The organism is Pseudoalteromonas sp. R86517 (genome assembly GCF_042466295.1).
GTDB lineage: Bacteria > Pseudomonadota > Gammaproteobacteria > Enterobacterales > Alteromonadaceae > Pseudoalteromonas > Pseudoalteromonas atlantica.
The window spans coordinates 255,237-276,509 of the sequence record NZ_JAXHCB010000001.1; the positions used below are offsets into that span (position 1 = coordinate 255,237).

Below are 21,273 nucleotides of genomic sequence, written 5' to 3' on the forward strand. Positions count from 1 at the left end.
ATGTAATAAGTATTGTAGCGAGTTTGGTTTATATTTCGAGCGGATCAGATAAGCGGTATAAGAAAAGGGACGAAAGGGTAAGCGTTAGCGCGATTAACTAGCGCTAACGGTAAAATAATAAAGTAAGGTTATAACCAAATTTTTTGTAGTTCTGGCCATTGTTTTTCAAATTGCGAACTTGGTTTTACTTTAAAGTCGCTGCGCACAAACTGGTTCATTTTACCTTCAACATAGGCTAGTAAAAAGTTAGCAAGGGTTAGTTCATCGCTTTGAAAGGTTTTACCTTCACGAAGTTTTCGCTCGCGCAGTACTTGTTTAAATTGCGTTTCTAGCTTTTCAAATAGCCCTTGTACACGTTCGCGTAAACGCTCTTGCTCGCCTTGTAGGGCGTCGCCGGTAAGTATGCGTGTAATACCTGGGTTTTTTTCTGCAAACGTTAGTAGCAACAACAAAATATTATAAACGCGTGTTTGGCTTTCTTTTTCGTTTTCTAAAATAAGGTTAATGCGCGATAAAAGCGTGTCTTCGATAAACTCTATTAGGCCTTCAAACATACGTGCTTTACTTGGAAAGTGACGGTAAAGCGCAGCTTCAGACACGCCCACTTCAGCAGCAAGCTTTGCAGTTGTAATCCGTTGTCCTGGGCTGGTTTCTAACATTTGCGCGAGGGCTTGCAGTATTTGCTCTTTGCGATTACTTCTTTTTGTCGCAGGCATGAACCTTCCTTTTTTATTTGTTATTTTTAGCTGCTAATCATTTTTTGTTCAAATGAGTGGCTTATGTTAATGTTTTATTCAGTTTGTTTCCAGCACTTTATAGTTGCTTGGCAAGTTGTTTAATTACCTCAAGAGCAATGCGTGTTTTACTATTTACCGCCAGTGCTAACTGCTCATTTTGCCAGTAAAGTGTTAAAGCATTGTGATCGGAATTAAACCCTAAACCACTTTGCGATACATCGTTAGCGCAGATCATATCGAGATTTTTATTTTTAAGTTTACCCTTTGCATAGCTCTCCACATTTTGCGTTTCAGCAGCAAAACCCACAGTGTAAGGGCGGTTTTGCGTTAAGTTTGCCACGGCGGCTATTACATCGGGGTTTTTAACAAGGGTGAGGGTAAGCTCATCGCCTTGTTTTTTCATTTTTTGAGTCGCTACATTCGCCGCTCTATAATCGGCTACGGCTGCACAGCCAATAAAAGCATCAGAGAGTGGGGCATAGGTTAATGACTCATTTAATAGCTGCTCAGCGCTTTCAATGTTTATTAAATTAACGCCAACAGGGGCTTTGATAGTGACAGGCCCTGAAATTAAATTGACATGAGCACCAAGCTTTAAAGCGGCCTCAGCCAGGGAAAAGCCCATTTTTCCTGAGCTGTGATTAGAGATAAAACGTACAGGGTCAAGCGGCTCGCGGGTTGGCCCTGCCGTAATTGTAATGGTTTTACCTGCTAATAATTGCGGCTGCTCTGTAGCAGTGCACAAAGCCACAAGCTCATGCGGCTCTAGCATGCGCCCAGCTCCTACATCGCCACAGGCTTGCTCGCCTTTGCCTGGGCCCCAAATAAGTACGTCACGTGCTTTTAAAGTGGCTAAATTTGCTTGTGTTGCAGGGTGTGCATACATTTGCTGGTTCATTGCTGGGGCTATTGCCACTTTAGCAGGGGTTGCCAGTAATAGTGTGGTAAGTAAATCATCGGCTATGCCTGCGGCCATTTTGGCAATGGTATTACTCGTTGCAGGCGCGACTAAAATTAAATCAGCCCATTTGGCAAATTCTATGTGGCCCATTGCAGCCTCTGCTGAGGGGTCAAGTAATGAATCAGACACCATTTCACTACTCACCGCTTGCATGGTTAATGGGGTTATAAAATGTTTAGCTGACTCGCTCATAACTACTTTTACTTCGCAACCTGCCTCTTTTAAGCGCCTAACGAGCTCGGCACATTTATAGGCCGCAATGCCGCCGGTGATGCCAAGTACGATTTTTCTGTTTGTTAAGTTAGTCATGAGTGTTTTTTGCTTGAGTGTATATGCAGGCTAAAATAACAAATCTTTGTGCTTTGAGCTAAGTTTTTAGGATTAAATAATCAGGCTAATTTTAAAAATTGCATTACAGTTATAAGACTGTTTTTTAATCATCAAGGATGAATAATGCAATTAACATCGTTACCTAACTCACTTCGCCCACGCGAAAAACTCATTGCAAAAGGCCCTAAAGCATTGACCGATGCTGAGTTATTAGCGATATTTTTGCGTACGGGCTTACCCGGTATGAATGTGATTGAGCTTGCACAGCACCTGCTTAACGAAAACAAAACATTGCATAATTTATTTAACGCCAGCCAAGATGAGTTTTGCGCACAAAAAGGGTTAGGGATGGCAAAATATGTGCAATTGCAAGCGGTGCTTGAGCTGAGCCAGCGTTACATGCAGGAGCGTTGCCAGCGCGATGCGGTGTTTAATTCGCCAAATGCGGTGTATGAATATTTAACGCTGCAAATGCGTGGGCTACAGCAAGAAGTGTTTATGGTGCTTTATCTCGATAGCCAAAACCGTTTAGTAAAAGACGAAATTTTGTTTTATGGCACGATAAACTCAGCCAGCGTTTACCCCAGAGAAGTTCTAAAAGCGGCCTTAAAAAATAATGCTGCGGCCATTATTTTGGCACACAATCACCCAAGCGGGATTGCTGAACCAAGCCAAGCAGATAAACTTATCACTAATAAATTACAACAAGCACTGCAATTAGTAGACATAAATGTGCTTGATCACATCATTGTAGGAGGAGAAACGTGTGTTTCTTTTGCACAGCGAGGCTTGATTTAAGGTTGCTTGATGAATAAGTGTGTTAAAAATGAGCGGTTTGGACGGTTTTAGCAAATTAGTTTAATTTAAATGCAGTTTTTACTTTCCCTAAGGGCATTCGATCTTTATAATTAGCCGCTATCAAATTTACATATGAGCTGGTTGGATAGATCAGTATTTGATCTTTGCCTGTAAAAGCTGTATAAAGAGCGCCCTTCGATTTATCTAGGGCACAAATACATGGCCTTAGGTTAAATTAAGCTCGAGCGAAGTTATTGGAGATATATAGACATGTCTAAAGTATGTCAAGTTACAGGTAAGCGTCCAACGGTTGGTAATCACCGTTCACACGCGAGAAACGCGACTAGACGTCGTTTCCTACCTAACCTACAAACACACCGTTTTTGGGTTGAAAGTGAAAAACGTTTTGTAACACTACGCACTACTACTAAAGGTATGCGTATTATCGATAAAAAAGGCATCGACGCGGTACTTACAGATATCCGTGCTCGCGGCGAAAAAGTTTAAGGAACTGAATCATGCGCGATAAAATCCGTTTAGTTTCAACTGCTGGTACTGGTTTTTTCTACACTACCGACAAAAACAAGCGTAACATGCCTGAAAAGATGGAAATCAAAAAGTTCGATCCTAAGGCTCGTAAACATGTGATTTTCAAAGAAGCTAAAATCAAGTAATTTAGTTTTCTTTCAGAATTGTAAAAACCCAGCTTATGCTGGGTTTTTTGTTTTTAGCACTTATCAATATTAAACAGCCCCTAAAATATTTTATTAAATCAACAGATATAATTTAGGCATAAAAAAACCTTGCAGGTAAAACCCACAAGGTCATTATTTTTACAGCTTACAGCTTACAGCTTACAGCTTACAGCTTACAGCTTACAGCTTACAGCTTACAGCTTGGCAAACACGTCTTGTAGTGGTGGTACTACTTGCTTTTTACGGCTTAATACGCCATCTAGCCATACTTTATCTTCGCTCGGCTTTTCACCGTAAGCTTGCTCTACAAGGTTTGCATCATCTGAAGCGATCAGCATTTGTGAGCCTTCTTTCATGATGTCGGTAAGCAGTAAAAATACTGAGTGGCGGTTGCCTTCAATTTTTAGCTTAGCAATATCGGCTTCTAAGTCTGCTTTAATTTCGTCAAACACTGCAAGGTCAATAACCTCTAGCTGGCCAATGCCCACTAGGTGACCGTTCATGTTGAAGTCTTTGAAGTCACGCATTACTAAGTCACGTACAGGGGTGTCTTCAACAGCTGACTTAACACGGAACATGTCCATGCCTAGTTCTTTAAAGTCTTCAATGCCGGCAATTTCTGCTAGTGCTTCTACACATTTAATATCAGCCGTTGTACAGGTTGGCGATTTAAAAATAACGGTATCGCTTAAAATTGCACATAGCATGATGCCAGCAATATCTTTAGGGATTTCTACGTTGTAGAAGTCATACATCATTTTAATAATGGTATTTGAACAGCCTACCGGACGGATCCAACACTCAAGCGGTGTAGATGACGTTAAATCGCCTAGTTTATGGTGATCGACTACGCCAACAACACGTGCTTGGTCGATATCATCAGGTGCTTGTGTTTTTTCTGTGTGGTCAACAATATATACATCTTCGCCAGCGTAGCTTAATTTAAGCTCAGGTGCTTCGAAGCCAAATTTATCTAGGATAAATTGAGTTTCTGGTGACACTTCACCAAGGCGTGTTGGAATTGCTGGCTCATCGATTTGGTTTTTTAAATAAGCAAGTGCAATTGCACCACAAATAGAATCTGAATCTGGGATTTTATGGCCCACTACATACATAGACATTGACGGAACTCCTTTAAATTTGCCGATATTCTACCAAAGTCTGTGGCCTTTAACATATAGACAGTGCAATTAAGTTTTAGTTACACTTTAAAATCTTGAATTTACTGGGTGTATAAATATGCGACTGGGCCGCAAAGGTTGGAACAACGTTATTATTTTTTCGATGTTGATTATGATCTTCTTTTTAAATGGCTGGCATAAACAGTTTTTAGGGGGCGAAGACGAGCCTACATTACAACCGGTACTGCCATTACAAAGTTTTGTGCTAACACTGAGCTTTGTTGATCAGAAAATTGAACGTATTGGTACAAGTTGGCGTACAACCGCATTAAAAGAAAATACGCCAGTGAGGTGGGATGCGTCACAGCAGCAATTAGCTGAGCTAATTAACCATTGGCAAACGGCTGCGTTGATGCAGGTAAATGAGTCTGTTGTATTTAATCCAAACTCACCATTGTACGTGGCCACCTTTGAGTTGGCTGGTGAGCGCTTACCTTGGGTTTATTTACTGTACAAAGGTAACGGTAAGTATTATTTGTTGGAAAAAAATAGCCAGCGCCTGATGGGGCTTGATTTAGCGACTGCAAAGCAGTTATTTCCAAGTGTTGATTTTTCAAAAAGTGAGTTGCATTAATGCCTGAATTACCAGAGGTAGAAGTAAGTAGACTGGGGATCACCCCGCATGTAGAAAACCAGGTGGTGACGAAGGTAAATATTTATAATGCCAGCATGCGATGGCCTGTGCCTGATGATGTTTATCAGTTAGAAGGGCAGAGGGTAGAGCGAATTGAGCGCCGTGCAAAGTATTTATTGCTGCACTGCGAATTAGGGAGTGCTATTTTACATTTGGGAATGTCGGGTAATTTGCGCGTTGTGGATAAACGCGAGCCGCTTAAAAAGCATGATCATGTTGAGTTTGTTCTTAGTAATGACAAGGCACTGCGATTAAACGACCCACGCCGGTTTGGTTGCTGTTTATGGCAAGCACCGGGGGATGTTCATAAGTTACTTTCAAAACTTGGCCCTGAGCCGCTTACGGATGATTTTTTTGCAAAGCGTGTATACGAGCAGTCGCGAAATAAAAAAGTCCCCGTGAAGCAATTTATCATGGATAACGCGGTGGTAGTGGGCGTAGGTAATATTTATGCCAATGAGTCGTTATTTAAGGCGGGAATACACCCAAGACGCGAAGCAGGCAAAGTATCGCTAAAGCGATATCAAACCCTGATCCCTATTATTAAAGACACTCTAGCAGCGGCAATAACACAAGGCGGTACAACCCTTAAAGACTTTGCCCAAAGTGATGGCAAACCAGGTTATTTTGCACAGCAGTTGTTAGTGTACGGGCGAAAAGGGGAGCCGTGCGTAACGTGTAAAACGCCACTTGAAGAAATTAGGCTAGGGCAGCGCAGTACGGTGTTTTGTAAGCACTGCCAAAAATAGCCGTGTTATAGCTCAAACGGTGCCACACCGACGGCTTTCATCTTATAGCCCACTTGGGCTATTTCACCAGACCAGGTTTCGGTACTGATAACGCCGGTAACTACAATCGCATCATACAGGCTCTCTATGGGTACGCCGCCTTTTACTGTTACATGAACGATTTGATTTGGCGGCGGGGGCGGTACGTGAATACACGCGCCAAAGTATGGCACAAGCAAAAACTCAGTAATAACTTCACTGTCGCCCTCAAGTGGGACAACAAACCCCGGTAAGCTCACTGATTGGCCATTTAATGCTTCAACCACAGGAGCATCTAGCTCTGGTTGCACCCAGTTTTGCTCACTGCCTTCGTGGTTAGCCTGTGCTTGGGTATCTATTTGTACATGCCCTTGCGGGATTAAGTCTTCCCAAAAAATTTCTTTCGGCGGGTTTGCACTACTGACAAAGCTAATAAGTAGGCAGCTTACTAGCGTGCAGTAATAAAGCGCGGATTTAAAAAGTATCATGAAATTCCTAAAGTTAAGTTTTTATACTCATACCATCGCTAAGCGAATAAAAGTAAGCGCGGGTAGCTGGTATTAAGCCAATTATAAACCCAGCGGCCATAATAACGCCTATTAAAGTGAGTTCATAGTAAGAGAGCATGGCAATATTAACGCTTATGCCTGCATGGCTTTGCAAATAGCTGCTACTGATAAGCATAACGCCACAATACAAACCACAGCCAACTAGGCAGCCTAATAATGTTGTAAATAACGATTCCATGCTTATTAGTGTAAATAGCTGCCATGGCCGTGCGCCGACTGAGCGCAATATAGCAAGTTCTCTTCGGCGTTGATTTAAATTGGCCAGTAGTGTGGTCAACATACCCAATAAACTGACTAATATAACAACGCCTGAAAACAGTAAGAGTACTTTTTCGACAATGGCGAGCATTTGCCACAGCTCTTTTAGAGTAACTGTGGGCATAATGGCCAGAAGTGGCTCTTTTTTGTATTGGTTGATATTACGCCTAATTTGCAATGTGTATAAAGGCGAGTCGAAGCCCATTAAAAACGCAGTAATTTGACTTGGCTCACCGATTAGGTTGTTATGCTCATCGTGCTCATCGTGCTCATCGTGCTCATCGTGCTCATCGTGCTCATCGTGCTCATCGTGCTCATCGTGCTCATCGTGCTCATCGTGCTCATCGTGCTCATCGTGCTCATCGTGCTCATCGTGCTCATCGTGCTCATCGTGCTCATCATTCGCAGAGTGTGAACCACCATGTATTAAATCAATAGCTGCTAGAGGTATGTGTAAGGTTTTATCTACTGGCGTGCCAGTGGCGTTTAAAATACCGATAACAGTAAACGGGTTGTCTTTATGATGATGAAAGCTCGTATTACCCATCCCGTGTGAGATTACTACGTTATCACCTAGTGTATACCCTAAACGGCTCGCTACATCGCTGCCAAGTACCACCTGGTTTAAATGCTCAAACGCGTGGCCTTGTTGAAAACTTAACGTTTGTTTTTTACCAAAGCGATAGTGGGTAAAGTAATCACGGCTTGTACCTAGTACAGTTTGGCCTTTGTGGCTGTCGCCTAAACTAATAGGAATGCTCCATTTAACACCACGTTGAGCTGCGATGTACTGATAACTTTGCCAGCTTACCCCATTATTTGCGTAACCTATTCTAAATACAGAGGAAAGCAGTAATTGAATATCGCCGGTGCGGGCACCTACAATTAGGTCTGTCCCAGAGATGGTATTACTAAAACTGGTTTTTGCATCCACGCGAATTCGCTCAATACTTAGTAAAAGCATCACGCTAATAGCAATGGTAAACAATGTGAGCAGTACACTTGCTCGGCGATTTAGCAAACTTTTATAAGCTAACTTAGTCAGGATCATAACTGCTCCTGCAAGCTAACTAGGCTAATTGCACGATTAAATAGCGGTTTTAATGTTTCGTCATGGCTTACAAAAACTAACGTACTGTTGGCGCGCTTAGCCTGTTCGAATAACAGCTTTATAAAGCTTTCTCTATTTGCGGTATCGAGTGCCGAGGTAGGCTCATCAGCAATTATAAGCTCTGGGCTGCCAATAAATGCGCGAGCGGCGGCAACCCGTTGTTGCTGACCAATACTGAGCGAGGCAACATCTTTACTATGATAAGACTCACTTAAGCCTAATGCTGTTAATAAGCGTATCGCTTCTTTTTGTAAGCTTGGCTTGGGCTCTGTTGTTTGCTGTAATGCTTTTTGTTTTCTGCTTTTTGAAAATTCACAGCCAAGCGTGACATTCTCAATGGGTGTTAAATACGGTAATAAATTAAAGTTTTGAAAAATATAGCCAATATTCTCCGCTCTAAATACATCTCTTTGCGTATTGCTAAGTGTATTTAAATCACGATTTAAAATACGTATGTTGCCACTACTTGGTGTGTTTATACCTGCCAGTAGCGCAAGCAGGGTTGATTTACCGGCGCCGCTGGGACCATGTAAAAAAATATGCTCGCCTTTATCAATTCTAAGGGTTGGGATATTTAGCGTAGGCTTGGCATCACTTTTATGCCATTTAAAGGTTACATTATCGAGCTCAATCATACAGTGTGGTGTTACCAACCCCAATAATTTAACATTTTTCTCATTTTAAATTGCCTAATAAGGTTTAGAGGTTTAGGTTTCAATTTATTATCGCTATGCAAAAATTCATTTGTCGCATTAAGTACACGCAGGCTAGATTGCCCATCGGTATAAGGATGAAGCTCTTTAGAGTAGTTGCTAATTGCTGCCATTAGCTCCTGTGGGTATGTAAGGGCGTAATCAATATTTTTTTCTACTTCTGAAGCTTGCGTAACATCTAATAAATGCGGGAAAGGCTGCCTCGTTCTATACGTTACTACCGGTTTATTTTGTAATAAGAACATTTGCAAGACAGAAGAGGTGTCGCACAGCATAACATCTGCAGCTTTAAGTAAAGGCAGTACATTGTCGGTTTCTACAAAAGTTAAGTTTTCATTACTTAAGGCTTTGTATTTATCTACCCACTCCTGTGGCATTTTAGGATGAAATTGCACCAATATTCGCCATTTCCCTTGCTTACTAAAGTGCTTAATTTGCTCATAAAGCCTAGGTGCAAGTGTGAGCCTATGTGAAAAAGTGGAACAAATAAGTAATGTCGGGCGTGCATCATTGCTTGCATATGGGTTGTCAGCTTGTGCTGTAAATAAGGGATCTAGAGTTGGCCAGCCAGTTTCAGCTACTTTGAAGTGGCCATGCTTTATGGCTGATTTTGCAAACCGCCTGGTGGTATTTGGACCTTGCGTACAATACAGGTCAAAGCATCCTCTGATTGCAAAATGCCCTTTTTCACCATTTGTATCTCTTTTATGAGCATCAAAACCATGAAATACAGCTACTTTTATCCCAGGGATGAATGTAGGTATTAGGTTAGCTGGGGCGAAAGTTGCGTCGGGTTTCCAAGTATGTACATCTTTTATAGAGTGAAGTTGCTGCTCATCATCATCTAAAAAGTCGGGGTTTACTTCATTACCCGCTAAAAACCACCGAACTTCTCCACCATGGGCTAAAATTTGCGCCTGAAGCGGCCTTAAAATAGCGTATGAATAATTTTGCGAAATATACATTAGGTATTTTTTATTTGCGGTCGCAGTTAGGTAGTCCAAGCGTTACTCCTCTAGTTAGCACGCTAAGTTTACCGCATTATTACAGCCATATAAATATTGCGTGGTTATTTAACCTGAGCTCTGGGTAATAAACCTATTTCTAGCAGCTATTTTCAGCGCTAACTGCGTTGAGTTTACTTGCAATAGGCCAGCTATTGACGCGTAAATTCGCCTTGCTTTCATTGAAAATCTTTGGCTAGAGAAAGTAAATTTAAATATCAGCATATTACAACACGCCCTAGTAAGTCACTTAACCAGATTCAGGTTATTTAGTTTTCAGTGCTGATTGAGCTTTAGGGTAGGCTGATTTATTATATAGCGCTTATAACCCCATACCATACTTTGCTCTATGAGCATCCCTAACCCCGGAGATAGCATGACTAGCTATAAAGTTTTAGACGTAAACGATGACTTACCCATTCGCACTAAAGGTGCCGTACACAGCGGTAAAGTTCGTTCGGTTTATTGGCTAACAGATGAAGACAGCGCACGCCTCATTAAAGAAAAAAACTATAAAGTTCCGCAAGGAACTGAGCTGGCAATTATGGTTATTTCAGACCGTATTTCTGCTTTTGATTGTATTTGGCAAGGCGAAAATGGCTTAAACGGCGTGCCGGGAAAAGGTATTGCGCTTAACTCTGTTGCATCTCATTGGTTTAAGTTATTTGATAAAGCTGGCCTTGCGGGTAACCACATTGTTGATATTCCACATCCTTATGTATGGATTGTGCGCAAAGCAAGCACCGTAAAAGTAGAAGCGATTGCGCGCCAATATATAACCGGCAGCATGTGGCGTGATTACAGTAAAGGGGTTCGCAACTTTTGTGGCATAGATTTACCTGAGAGCTTAAGAGCAAACCAAAAGCTTGAAAATGTACTAATAACCCCTTCTACAAAAGGTATTATCGAAGGCGTGGCTGATATTCCACCTGTTGATGATGTGAATATTACGCGCGCTAATATCACTGATAATTTAGATGTATTTAATTTTAAATCGGCAGAGGATGTGACTAAATACGAAAAGCTATTGGTTGAGGGCTTTAAGCTAATTAGTGAAGAGCTGGCAAAGCTTGATCAAATATTTGTAGATACAAAATTTGAGTTTGGTTATGTAGAGGATTTAGACGGTAACCAACAGCTTATTTATATTGATGAAGTAGGCACCCCAGACTCTTCGCGCATATGGGATGGCGCGGCTTACCGCGATGGTAAAATAATCGAAAACTCTAAAGAAGGGTTCCGCCAGTTATTAATTTCTACTGTGCCAGAAAGTGACGTGCTGTTAAATAAAGACCGCATGGATGAGCGTGAGCAGCTTGCTAAAGACTTTATTTTACCAGAATCGGTCATGCTTGAGGTGTCTAACACTTATGTAGGTATTGCCAGTAAAATCATTGGCAAAGAGATTGTAATTCCAGAAGATCCTCGCCAAGAAGTAATTAATATTTTAGATACTGATTACGACCTTATTGTAAAATAGTACAACTAAAGTGTTAAAATAAACAAAGCCCAGTCTTTATTTTTAGTTACTGGGCTATATTCCTTGCAATTAGTGCTGGTCTCTAATTAACTTAACCTAAGATTAACTTTTAGGTATTGATATGTTTAGGCAAGTGCAGCAAGTTTTTAATAAAAGAGGTTATTTACTCGCCGCTACTTTATTTTTTAGCCAAGGCGTACTGGGTGCAAATATTGATTTAGTAATTCAAGACCAGCATGGTCAGCCACTAAAAGATGCAGTCGTTGAGCTTTATAAGGCGACAAAGTCAGAGCGCACTACGTTACCCGTTGCGGTAATGGACCAAGTACATAAAGCGTTTTTGCCTGATTTACTGGTGGTACAAAAAGGCCAGCAGGTTAACTTTCCTAACAGCGATAATATTCGCCATCATGTTTACTCTTTTTCTCAGGCTAAGCCCTTTCAGCTAAAACTCTATTCAGGCCAACCTAAAGAGCCTGTAATTTTTGATCAACAAGGTGTTGTTGTACTAGGCTGTAATATTCATGACTCTATGGTTGGCTATATTTATGTAGCCAATAGTGAACACGTTTATAAAACGAATAATACGGGTAAGTTATCCTTAGACATAACGCCGTTACCGACTACGCTGAGTGTGTGGCATGCGCTACAAACTGCACCGTTGGAAAATAAAAAAATGATAACAATAAACAATAACAATGAGTTACTAATTAAGGTTAATACCTCCACCCCAGCACCGCGAAATACTTTTGGTAGTAAGTTTAAGGGCGGTAATGACTAACAGTTTAAAAAACCGCATTATTGTTTTATGTGTAGGCTTAGTGTTACTGACCACTATGGTGAGCATTGTTAGCTTTTGGTGGTCTACAAGTAAATTTCAAGAAGAAAAAGTAAATCAAGATATTAGCGTAGCGCAAAATGTATATAAGCAATATCTGAGCGCAAAAGAAAGCCTACTGCTTACTGCTGCTAAAGTACTCACTGCCGACTTTGGCTTTAAGCAAGCGGTTGCCACTCGCGATGCAGGCACCATAAGTAGTGTGTTGTTTAACCACAGCCAGCGTATTGATGCAGAGCTTATGCTACTGATTGATTTATCAGGTAAATTAATTTCAGCCAATACTAATGCAGATTTGTACCCTCAAAATTTAAAGCCGTTACTGGATGAGTTATTAACTTCGCCAGAGCAATCGAGCTTTGTTGTTCTTAATAATCAGTTATATCAAGTTATTTTACTACCTGTAAGGGCGCCTAGAACCGTTGCATACAGCTTAGTGGGTTTTAAAATTGATGACGAAGTCGCCCTAGAACTTAAAAACCTAACAGGAATGGATGTCAGCTTTATTGCTGAGCAGGACAACCTCGTAAGAAGCTCGTTGCTTAATCGCCCAGAGTTTTTTTCACCTAAAAACTACTTTAACACCACCACAACAACGCGTTTGTTTGGTGATTATCCTGTATATAAAAACCAAGATATTATGTTGCCCTCCCTACAAGGGGATGCGGTAACAATTTTGCTCAGTGCTGATTTAACGCAAAGCTATAACGATTTTGAAAACTTATTGTTTACGCTAATTATTATGGCCATTTTAACGATGCTGGTGGGGGTTATTACCAGTAGTTTACTGGCAAATAACTTAACAACTCCACTCTCTCAGCTTGCAGTTATTGCTAGGCAGTTTGCACAAGGTAATTACGCATTTGAATTTAATGCATCTAAACAAAGTACCGAAATAGCAACCCTTGCTAACGCCTTTGATAACATGGGTAACGATATTAACGAGCGTGAACAAAAAATTAGTTTTCAGGCACGTCATGATTCGCTTACAGGCTTTTATAACCGCTCGGCTATGCTTGAAGTACTCGATGATGAGCTGACTCCCTCTACACAATACACCCTAGTTGCTATTGATATAAAAGGTTTACGGCATATAAACGATAAGCTAGGCCCACGCGTAGGCGATGAATGTTTAAAAGCGGTTGCCAATCGAATTAGTGGCTTTTCGGACGAACTTGGCGGCTTTCATGCGCGTATTGGTGGCGATGAGTTTTTAACTGTGTTTCCAAGTGCCGCTGCCAGAGAGAAAAAAAGCGGTATTGTTGGTTTAATGGCACAGCTATTAGCGTGTTATACCATTAAAACGTTAAAAATTAACTTACGATTTAGCGCTGGGGTTGTCGAGTATCCCATGCAAGGTCTTGCCAGCGACGATTTAATGCGCCGCGTACTTATTGCCGTAGACAATGCAACAGATAGCCAAGACAGTATTCATTATTACCAAAATGGTGAAGACGAAGCGCACTTAGATCGTCTTAAAATGTTAGATGAGCTTAAACAAGCCATTAGCGATGATGATGGGCAATTATTTATGACCTATCAGCCTAAACTGCATTTACACACACAAAAAATAAATAAAGTCGAATCACTGATCCGCTGGCAACGTAAAGATGGCTGCTGGGTAAACCCAGAGCTGTTTATTGATTTAGCCGAGCAATCGGGGCTTATTGTTGAGCTTACATCATGGGTTGTTAACACGGTGGTTTCTCAGGTGGCTGATTGGCAGGCTAAAGGGATTGAAATGCAGGCAGCAATTAATGTATCAGCACAAGATATTGCCTCACCGAGTTTTCATTCAGCGTTAGTGCGTACTCTAAAAAAATACAATGTTGATCCAACCCTCATCACTGTTGAATTAACTGAGCGCGACATGATTGAAAATGAAGAAAAAGGCATAAAAGCATTACAAAACTTAAAAGCCATCGGTGTAAAAATTTCATTGGATGATTATGGCGTAGGGCAAACATCACTGGGGAGATTAAAAATGCTGCCTATTGATGAGCTAAAGTTAGATAAGTGCTTTATTTTAAAGTTAGATGAGTCGCGCAAGGATCAATACATAGTGCAGTCGTCGATTACCTTAGGGCATCAATTAGGCTTTAGCGTTGTTGCAGAAGGCGTTGAAAACAGGGATTCGTTAGACTTACTTAAACTTATGCATTGTGACCATGCTCAGGGTTACTACCTAAGTAGGCCTTTAAAAGCAGAGTTATTAGAACAGTGGCTAAAGGAATATTATGAAAAAAGTTAAGTGTTTATTACTTGGGTTATTACTTAGCTCGAGTTTTTCTGGTTTAGCAAGTGATGGTAAATTATTAGCGACCCCCGGGGTTTCACAAATAGAAGGCAGCGGGGGCGGCGGTATTGTGCCTTGGGCACAACTTGCAGGTTACGCCAGCGAAGACGAGTTCTCTGTGAATGGCTTTTGTAGCCGTGCAGATGTAACAGACTACACTTTAGATGTATGTGGAGCACAAGTTAACCTATTTAATCGTGTAGAACTTAGCTACGCTCAACAACGTTTTGACGTGCCTGCACTTGATACCGAAATAGAGCAATCTATCACGGGCGCTAAAATTCGTTTATACGGCGACATAGTTTACAGTGACTGGCCGCAATTGAGTGTGGGTATACAGCATAAATCTCTTGATGATGGCGCTGTTGCGACCCTAGTAGGAGCAAAAGATACTAGTGGCACTGATTACTACCTCGCAGCTAGTAAACTCCACTTAGGCGCTGTAGGGGGGCTTAACTGGTTTTGGAACGTCACAACTCGCTACAGTGAGGCTAATCAACTCGGTTTGCTTGGTTATGGTGGGGCAAATGATGATGCAAAAATTTTATTTGAAGGCAGCACCGCTGTGTTTTTGAGCCGAAGTGTTGCCGTAGGTATAGAGTATAGGCAAAAGTCTAATAACCTTAATTTGGGTGAACAAGACTGGAAAGATTTATTTGTTGCTTGGATGCCAAACAAGCACGTGAGTGTCACCGCTGCATACTTAGATTTAGGTAGCATTGCAGGTGCGAGCGATCAAACAGGGTGGTACTTATCAGTAACAGGGTATTGGTAATGAAAAACGTTGTCATTTTATGGTTGTGTTTAAGTGCCCTGCCAGGGTGCGCAAGCTCAACAAATTTATCGCTTTATCAACAGCTTGATGGCCGTGCGGGGCTTACGCGTATTGTAGACAGTTTTATTTACCAAATAGGTAATGATGAACAAGTGCTGCATTATTTTGAACACAGCGACATAAGCCACTTTAGAGAAGGCTTTATTATGCATATGTGTATGCTAGTTGATGGCCCATGCAAGTATAAAGGTGACTCTATGGTAGATATTCATACTGGGATGCACATAACTGAGAAAGATTTTAACCATGTGGTGGACTTACTTGTAAATGCGATGGAAGAGCAAAATATTAGCCATAGCATACAAAATGAGATCCTATCTAGGATGGCACCGCTGCGTAGTAAAATAATAAGAATTTAGGTAACATCTGTAAATTATTTACTCGTAGCAGTGAACCTTACTTTTGTAATAGTGTCCACTTAGTATTATTTCCTATAAACAATAATTGGCGCGCACAGCTTGTATGTCTTACCTATTTATATCCCGCAAAAATGTACACGCAAAGTACTATAAAAAAATAATCAAAAAGCTGAGTATGGATTGCCAACTGCATGTTATGGGGGCGCCAAAGCTTTCAGCTATACACTATTTAAGTAAAGCGTTTAAAGTTGATTTTAACGATGTTATTAATGCACAACTAAAACGTAAGCGCGCCCGTAATAACCTTTGGAACAATGCTTTAGTATCGGCGGTTTACAAAGTGGGGCTGCGCTTTTTTGAGCGTTTACGTTACGCAAAATATTTAGCTTTATTAACTGAAGTTAACCCAGATGTAATGGTGATATGGAATGGTAATAAACTGCCTAATACTACCGTTGCTATGGCTGCCAAGGCACTGGGTATTAAGCAATTTTATTATGAAAATGGTTTGCTTCCGGGTACCACCAGTTTAGACCCTCAAGGGATTAACTTTAATGCGTCGCTAAGTCGAGATCCTGATTTTTATTTAAATTTTAATGCAAATAATGCCTTAAACTTTGATGCACCGGCGCTTGTCCCACGAGAAAACCATAAAAAACGCTGTGATTTTGCAGCTGAAAATATACCTGAACGCTACATATTTGTGCCTTTTCAAGTGCCTCACGATACGCAATTAGCGAGCTTTTCGCCATGGATTGACTCAATGGAAATGCTATACGATGAAGTTGTTAGCGCAGTGAAAGCATTGAACGACCCTAGTTTAAAGGTCGTTTTTAAAGAACACCCGTCGTGGCACAAGCATTACACCCATTTATACGATAAAGACCCAATTGCACTTTTTGCAAACGGCAATAAAACCTGTGAACTTATTGAATGCGCAGAAGCGGTGATCACTATCAACTCTACGGTTGGTTTAGAAGCACTGTTACTAAATAAGCGCGTAATTACTGTAGGGCAGGCTTGTTATAATATAGAAGGCTTAGTTAAGCATGCTGATACTCGTGAGGGCTTAGCTGCCCAAGTAGCAGATGTAGCTCAAGGATGGCAGTTTAATCCGCAACTACGCGATAAATTTTTTTGCTATTTAAAGCATGTGTATAGTGTGCCGGGCGTTTGGAAACACGCCGAAGAAGAGCATATCAAAGCAATTGAGTTACGTTTTAAAGGGGCGGATAAATTTGCACAATATAGCAACAGTGTGCCCAACGAACTTATTTAACCGCGTATTGTATATCAACATGTTGTGATTTAGCTGTAAGGGCAATTTTTACAGCCATTTTTACAGCATGTTCCTCGCTTTAAAAAAAACCATTTACTAAACACCATGTAGCCATTTTGCATGGTGTAGTCTAGCCCTTCAATTAAATTGTCATTACCTCTAAACTTTTTAGCAAACTCAATTTGTGCTTTGATTGGCTGAGTATAAATATGCGCTAAATAAGCGTTTATTTTATTAAGCGTACATTGCGGGCATAAACAGCTTGTTGCTGACTCTTCAAGCGGTAAAATAGCAGGTAATTGGTTACACCAACATGCGTTTATATCGTTTACATTACAACTAAGCGCAGTGTGGCATTGTGAGCAGTTTAATCTCGTCATTTTAAGTCTTATCAGCAGTAGAGCAGCAAGAATAACAAATATTATGAATATACAAAAAGCATTGGCCGAATTTATTACCTTTGGTGAGCAAAGAGATGATGCTATTAGCGTTATTATTTCTACCCCAGCAGAGGAAAGTGCTCCCGGTTATACACTCACAAAGCCGGTATTGATTGACGTGCTAACACGTTGTGTAAACCACGAAATAGAGATAGATGATTTAGAGCTATGGGCAAATGTGGTTGAATCGCGAGATGATATAAATTGCGCCGAACACGAAGGGGTTATTTTTGCGCTCAGTAATAGTGAGCAAATGGGAGAGCTTGATAGCCAAAAGCTTGAACAATTACTGACATTATTGAAGGGCTAGATATTTAGGCTGACTCTTATTTTAGATGCCAACTTACTGCGGTTATATGTAACGAATAAATAAAAAAGCCGTATTTAAATTAAATGCGGCTTAGTATTTTTTACAACTGACAATTAATTTACTTATGATATCCCAAGCACGTTTCTACTTCGTTTTTAGAGCCTAATATTACCGCCACACGCTGGTGGATTGCATCGGGTTGAATATCCATAATACGCGCAGTACCCGTAGATGCGATGCCCCCTGCTTGCTCAACTAGCATAGCCATGGGGTTGGCTTCGTACAGTAAACGTAGTTTATTAGGTTTATTTGCATCTTTGGTGTCGGTTGGGTAGGTAAATAAACCACCACGGCTAAGTACACGGTGCACATCGCCAACCATAGCGGCAATCCAGCGCATGTTAAAGTTTTTAGCACGTGGGCCGGTATCGCCAGCGAGTAAGTCATTAATATAGTTTTGCATTGCTGGCTGCCAATGACGCTGGTTTGACGCATTAATGGCAAATTCGTTTGTATCAGCAGGGATAGTGGCAAAGTCTTGTGTTAGTAAAAAGCTACCTTGGGTTTTATCTAGCGTAAACATGCGTGTGCCTTTACCTGTAGTAAGTGCAAGCATAGTTGATGGGCCGTAAAGCACGTAACCTGCAGCAACTTGTTTGTGGCCTGGCTGCATAAATATACTTTGATCGGCGGCGTCTGAGCCTTCTGGGGCTTCCATAATTGAAAATATAGTACCCACTAGCGAGTTAATATCGGTATTTGATGAGCCATCAAGCGGGTCAAACGCCACAATGTATTTAGCGTCTTGGTTGCCAGCTACGGTGTAGTCTTCCTCTTCTGAGGCGATGGCTTTAACTGACCCAGACTCCAGTAAAATATCTTTTAAAAGCTGATTAGATAATACATCGAGCTTTTTTTGGGTTTCGCCTTGAATGTTTTCATCAAGCGTTGAGCCTAATACGCCAGAGAGCGCACCTTGGCCAACACGAAACGAAATTTCTTTACATGCTGCTAAAATGGTTCTAATTAACGATAAAAGTTCTCTAGGACAACCGTCTTCTAGTAATACTGGTGGGAGTCTACGCATTCTATTTTCCTGATAACGTGTACTAGCTAATCTAAATGTGAGAGAGATTAACTTAGTGCGCTGAATTTCGTCTTAAATACCTGTATTGTTTAAATAGCACTGTAATAATGGTGCCACCTAATCGTACTTAAAACGCCAATAACAAAGATAAGATTATGAAAAAAATACCACTAATAAGTTACATATTCTTTACTGTGCTGTGCTCTATGATAACCCAAGCGCACGCAGCAATTAAGCCTATAGATGAATTTACTGCGCAAATGAATCACTTTCCTGGGTACTTTTCGTTTTATTACGATACTCAAAACGGCAAAGTGTTTTTAAAAGTAGATAAATTAGAGCAGCAATTTTTACTTCAGCAAAGCTTACCCTATGGTGTTGGCTCTAACGATATAGGCTTAGATAGAGGCCAACTTGGTAACACGCATTTAGTTCAGTTTGAGCGTTTTGGCGATAAAGTAATGTTACGCGCGCTAAATACATATTATCGCGCTAATACTACTAACAAAGCTGAGCAGCAAAGTATTAAAGAGGCCTTTGCATCCAGTATTTTAGCGGGCTTTAAAGTGGTAGCGCAAAGCGAAAAAACGCTCCTGATTGATTACACACCTTATTTATTAAGCGATGTACACGGGGTAAGCCGTACGCTTGCAGCGCGCGAGCAAGGCAGCTTTAGCCTTGATGAATCACGCAGCGCTGTGTATATGAATCGCTCAAAAGCGTTTGTAAAAAATACCGAGCTTGAAGCAGTATTAACGTTTAAGGGCACTAAACCAGGTAAATTTGTGCGCCAAGTAAGTGCCGATGCATACGCACTTACTGTACATATGCACCACTCACTTATTAAATTACCTGATGATAAATACACGCCGCGCAAATTTGACCCGCAATCAGGGTATTGGAGCATTGAGCATAAAGACTACGCAGCCCCCCTTGGTGAATCTATGTTTGTGCGCTATATACCGCGTCATCGCTTAGCTAAAAAAGATCCAAGTTTACCGATTAGTGAACCCGTTGAGCCTATTACTTATTACCTAGATCCTGGCGTGCCTGAGCCGGTTAAAAGCGCGTTACTTGAAGGCGGTAAGTGGTGGAATGATGCCTTTAGCGCAGCAGGCTATAAAAACGCATTTATAGTCAAAGTATTGCCGAGCAATGCTGATCCTATGGATATTCGCTATAACGTTATTCAGTGGGTGCATCGTGCTACACGTGGATGGTCTTACGGAAGCTCTGTTATAGACCCTCGTACCGGCGAAATACTCAAAGGGCATGTAACACTAGGCTCATTGCGTGTACACCAAGATATTTTAATTGCAGAAGCCCTTGGTGCGCCTTATTTAAAAGGTAACGAGGTGGCTAAAAACTTACAGGCAATGGCACTTGATAGGATTCGCCAGTTAAGTGCTCACGAAATTGGCCATACGCTGGGCATTGCACATAACTTTGCAGCCTCGGTGGGGGATAGAGCGTCGGTTATGGATTACCCGCACCCATTACTTAGCTTTAACGAGCAAGGCGAGCTTGATGTAACCCGCGGCTATGCAAGCGGTATGGGCGTATGGGATACCCAAGTTATTAAATATGGTTACAGCGACTTTACTAATCAAGATGAAAGTGCTGAGCTTGCAGCAATATTAAAAGAGAACAAAACGAAGGGCCTTGAGTTTATATCTGATAGCGACGCACGCGCAAAGGGCGGGGCACACCCTACAGCGCACTTATGGGATAACGGTACTAACCCAGCGCAAGAGTTACTTAGAGTGCTTGATGTACGTAAAAAAGCGCTTTCGCAATTTGGTATTAACAACATTAAAACGGGCGATGCACTCTCGCAGTTAGAAGAAAAACTCGTGCCGCTTTATTTATTTCATCGCTATCAAGTAGAGGCTGCAGTTAAGCTAATTGCGGGGGTTAACTACGAATACGAAACACGTAACAACTCACCTGCTAAGGGCGCGCAAGTGGTTGCAAAAGCGCAGCAGCAAGCGGCGCTTAGTGCTATTTTAACAACATTAAAACCGGCTAATTTAATTTTGCCTGAGTCGGTGTTAGCGCTTATTCCGCCAAAAGCGTATGGGGAGTCTAAATCGCGTGAAAGCATAATAGGGCGTACGGGTTTAACACTTGATGCGATGGCTTTGCCAGAAGTAGCTGCGCAGCATAGTTTATCGTTATTATTAAACCCACAGCGTTTAAATCGTTTAGCTCAACAACAAGTTCGTAATTATAATTTTTACAGCTTAGATGAGTTGCTAGAGCAGCTTTACAGCCAGGTGTTTAATGTGTCATCACCTAATACAATGAAAGGCAAAATCACCCAGCGGGTGCAATTTTTAACTGCAAAAAATATGGCTGATTTAGTCACTAGCGACAAGGTAAGTCCAGAGGTGCAGGCGCAGTTACGTTTCTACTTGGTAAAACTAAGCAAAGAGTACAATCAAAACTCAATGTTAAGTAATACCAGTGTAGGAGAAAGCGCATTTAAACAGTATTTAGCAGAGCAAATAAAACAGTTTTTAAAAGTAGGTAAGTGGCCTGAAAACTTCAGTGGTTTACCAATGCCACCGGGCTCACCAATTTAATTATAT

At 41.2% G+C, this 21,273-nt stretch carries 22 protein-coding genes; 13 read left to right on the forward strand and 9 right to left on the reverse strand.

What is annotated here, in order from left to right; translation table 11 throughout:
* Window positions 1-128: 128 nt before the first annotated feature.
* Entirely contained in the window at window positions 129-716 is a 588-nt protein-coding gene (slmA, locus tag SJY38_RS01125) for a nucleoid occlusion factor SlmA (RefSeq protein ID WP_004587943.1), read from the reverse strand.
* A gap of 97 nt (window positions 717-813) precedes the next feature.
* Complete coding sequence (gene coaBC, locus SJY38_RS01130; protein WP_377109141.1) at window positions 814-2,007, reverse strand: bifunctional phosphopantothenoylcysteine decarboxylase/phosphopantothenate--cysteine ligase CoaBC; 1,194 nt, start codon at window positions 2,005-2,007, stop codon at window positions 814-816.
* 144 nt (window positions 2,008-2,151) lie between these two features.
* Here coaBC and radC point away from each other — a divergent pair, with 144 nt between their 5' ends.
* From radC to rpmG, 3 genes are all read left to right on the forward strand, one after another.
* Window positions 2,152-2,826, forward strand: a complete 675-nt coding sequence (radC, locus tag SJY38_RS01135; protein WP_024033348.1) for a DNA repair protein RadC — start codon at window positions 2,152-2,154, stop codon at window positions 2,824-2,826.
* A 270-nt stretch (window positions 2,827-3,096) separates the two neighbouring features.
* Entirely contained in the window at window positions 3,097-3,333 is a 237-nt protein-coding gene (rpmB, locus tag SJY38_RS01140) for a 50S ribosomal protein L28 (protein WP_004587946.1), read from the forward strand.
* An 11-nt stretch (window positions 3,334-3,344) separates the two neighbouring features.
* On the forward strand, window positions 3,345-3,500 hold the full coding sequence (gene rpmG, locus SJY38_RS01145) for a 50S ribosomal protein L33 (protein ID WP_004587947.1): 156 nt from the start codon (window positions 3,345-3,347) through the stop codon (window positions 3,498-3,500).
* A gap of 215 nt (window positions 3,501-3,715) precedes the next feature.
* Here rpmG and SJY38_RS01150 read toward each other — a convergent pair whose 3' ends face one another.
* Window positions 3,716-4,642 (reverse strand): manganese-dependent inorganic pyrophosphatase, encoded by a 927-nt coding sequence (locus tag SJY38_RS01150; RefSeq protein WP_004589063.1) that lies wholly within the window; start codon window positions 4,640-4,642, stop codon window positions 3,716-3,718.
* A gap of 118 nt (window positions 4,643-4,760) precedes the next feature.
* On the opposite strand from SJY38_RS01150, the gene SJY38_RS01155 reads away from it, so the two are divergent.
* Together SJY38_RS01155 and mutM are read left to right on the forward strand one after the other, a co-directional pair.
* Window positions 4,761-5,276, forward strand: a complete 516-nt coding sequence (locus SJY38_RS01155) for a hypothetical protein (protein WP_377109142.1) — start codon at window positions 4,761-4,763, stop codon at window positions 5,274-5,276.
* Window positions 5,276-6,085, forward strand: a complete 810-nt coding sequence (gene mutM / locus SJY38_RS01160) for a bifunctional DNA-formamidopyrimidine glycosylase/DNA-(apurinic or apyrimidinic site) lyase (protein WP_273588624.1) — start codon at window positions 5,276-5,278, stop codon at window positions 6,083-6,085. Before SJY38_RS01155 ends, mutM begins: the two co-directional genes overlap by 1 nt.
* Before the next feature lie 5 nt (window positions 6,086-6,090).
* Here the strand turns inward: mutM and SJY38_RS01165 are convergent, their stop codons facing one another.
* The 4 genes from SJY38_RS01165 to SJY38_RS01180 are packed head-to-tail and all read right to left on the reverse strand — an operon-like array spanning window position 6,091 to window position 9,758.
* Window positions 6,091-6,591: a DUF3299 domain-containing protein gene (locus tag SJY38_RS01165; protein ID WP_004589066.1), complete on the reverse strand. Its 501-nt coding sequence runs from the start codon at window positions 6,589-6,591 to the stop codon at window positions 6,091-6,093.
* Between the two features lie 13 nt (window positions 6,592-6,604).
* Window positions 6,605-7,981, reverse strand: a complete 1,377-nt coding sequence (locus SJY38_RS01170) for an ABC transporter permease (protein ID WP_377109145.1) — start codon at window positions 7,979-7,981, stop codon at window positions 6,605-6,607.
* Window positions 7,978-8,676 carry an ABC transporter ATP-binding protein gene (locus SJY38_RS01175; protein WP_377109146.1) on the reverse strand — a complete coding sequence of 233 codons (699 nt, stop codon included), beginning with the start codon at window positions 8,674-8,676 and terminating at the stop codon, window positions 7,978-7,980. The genes SJY38_RS01170 and SJY38_RS01175 overlap by 4 nt, the downstream gene beginning before the upstream one ends.
* 11 nt (window positions 8,677-8,687) lie before the next feature.
* Window positions 8,688-9,758, reverse strand: coding sequence for a CDP-glycerol glycerophosphotransferase family protein (locus SJY38_RS01180; RefSeq protein ID WP_173644036.1), 1,071 nt, complete (start codon window positions 9,756-9,758; stop codon window positions 8,688-8,690).
* Window positions 9,759-10,134: 376 nt separating this feature from the next.
* Between SJY38_RS01180 and SJY38_RS01185 the strand changes: the two genes are divergently transcribed.
* From SJY38_RS01185 to SJY38_RS01210, 6 genes are all read left to right on the forward strand, one after another.
* Window positions 10,135-11,238, forward strand: coding sequence for a phosphoribosylaminoimidazolesuccinocarboxamide synthase (locus tag SJY38_RS01185; protein ID WP_377109147.1), 1,104 nt, complete (start codon window positions 10,135-10,137; stop codon window positions 11,236-11,238).
* Window positions 11,239-11,359: 121 nt separating this feature from the next.
* Window positions 11,360-12,019 (forward strand): methylamine utilization protein, encoded by a 660-nt coding sequence (locus tag SJY38_RS01190; RefSeq protein WP_029773271.1) that lies wholly within the window; start codon window positions 11,360-11,362, stop codon window positions 12,017-12,019.
* Window positions 12,012-14,327 (forward strand): EAL domain-containing protein, encoded by a 2,316-nt coding sequence (locus tag SJY38_RS01195; RefSeq protein WP_377109149.1) that lies wholly within the window; start codon window positions 12,012-12,014, stop codon window positions 14,325-14,327. Before SJY38_RS01190 ends, SJY38_RS01195 begins: the two co-directional genes overlap by 8 nt.
* Window positions 14,314-15,147, forward strand: coding sequence for a DUF3034 family protein (locus SJY38_RS01200; RefSeq protein ID WP_004589073.1), 834 nt, complete (start codon window positions 14,314-14,316; stop codon window positions 15,145-15,147). The genes SJY38_RS01195 and SJY38_RS01200 overlap by 14 nt, the downstream gene beginning before the upstream one ends.
* On the forward strand, window positions 15,147-15,566 hold the full coding sequence (locus SJY38_RS01205; RefSeq protein ID WP_377109150.1) for a group 1 truncated hemoglobin: 420 nt from the start codon (window positions 15,147-15,149) through the stop codon (window positions 15,564-15,566). The genes SJY38_RS01200 and SJY38_RS01205 overlap by 1 nt, the downstream gene beginning before the upstream one ends.
* Window positions 15,567-15,741: 175 nt before the next feature.
* Complete coding sequence (locus SJY38_RS01210; protein WP_095206692.1) at window positions 15,742-16,845, forward strand: capsular biosynthesis protein; 1,104 nt, start codon at window positions 15,742-15,744, stop codon at window positions 16,843-16,845.
* A 29-nt stretch (window positions 16,846-16,874) separates the two neighbouring features.
* Here the strand turns inward: SJY38_RS01210 and SJY38_RS01215 are convergent, their stop codons facing one another.
* Window positions 16,875-17,225 carry a DUF5522 domain-containing protein gene (locus tag SJY38_RS01215; RefSeq protein ID WP_029773276.1) on the reverse strand — a complete coding sequence of 117 codons (351 nt, stop codon included), beginning with the start codon at window positions 17,223-17,225 and terminating at the stop codon, window positions 16,875-16,877.
* Window positions 17,226-17,268: 43 nt separating this feature from the next.
* On the opposite strand from SJY38_RS01215, the gene SJY38_RS01220 reads away from it, so the two are divergent.
* Complete coding sequence (locus SJY38_RS01220; protein ID WP_377109152.1) at window positions 17,269-17,595, forward strand: hypothetical protein; 327 nt, start codon at window positions 17,269-17,271, stop codon at window positions 17,593-17,595.
* 118 nt (window positions 17,596-17,713) lie between these two features.
* On the opposite strand, the gene SJY38_RS01225 is transcribed toward SJY38_RS01220, so the two are convergent.
* Window positions 17,714-18,682: a class 1 fructose-bisphosphatase gene (locus SJY38_RS01225; RefSeq protein WP_377109153.1), complete on the reverse strand. Its 969-nt coding sequence runs from the start codon at window positions 18,680-18,682 to the stop codon at window positions 17,714-17,716.
* A 155-nt stretch (window positions 18,683-18,837) separates the two neighbouring features.
* On the opposite strand from SJY38_RS01225, the gene SJY38_RS01230 reads away from it, so the two are divergent.
* Window positions 18,838-21,267 carry a zinc-dependent metalloprotease gene (locus SJY38_RS01230; protein WP_377109155.1) on the forward strand — a complete coding sequence of 810 codons (2,430 nt, stop codon included), beginning with the start codon at window positions 18,838-18,840 and terminating at the stop codon, window positions 21,265-21,267.
* Window positions 21,268-21,273 lie beyond the last annotated feature (6 nt).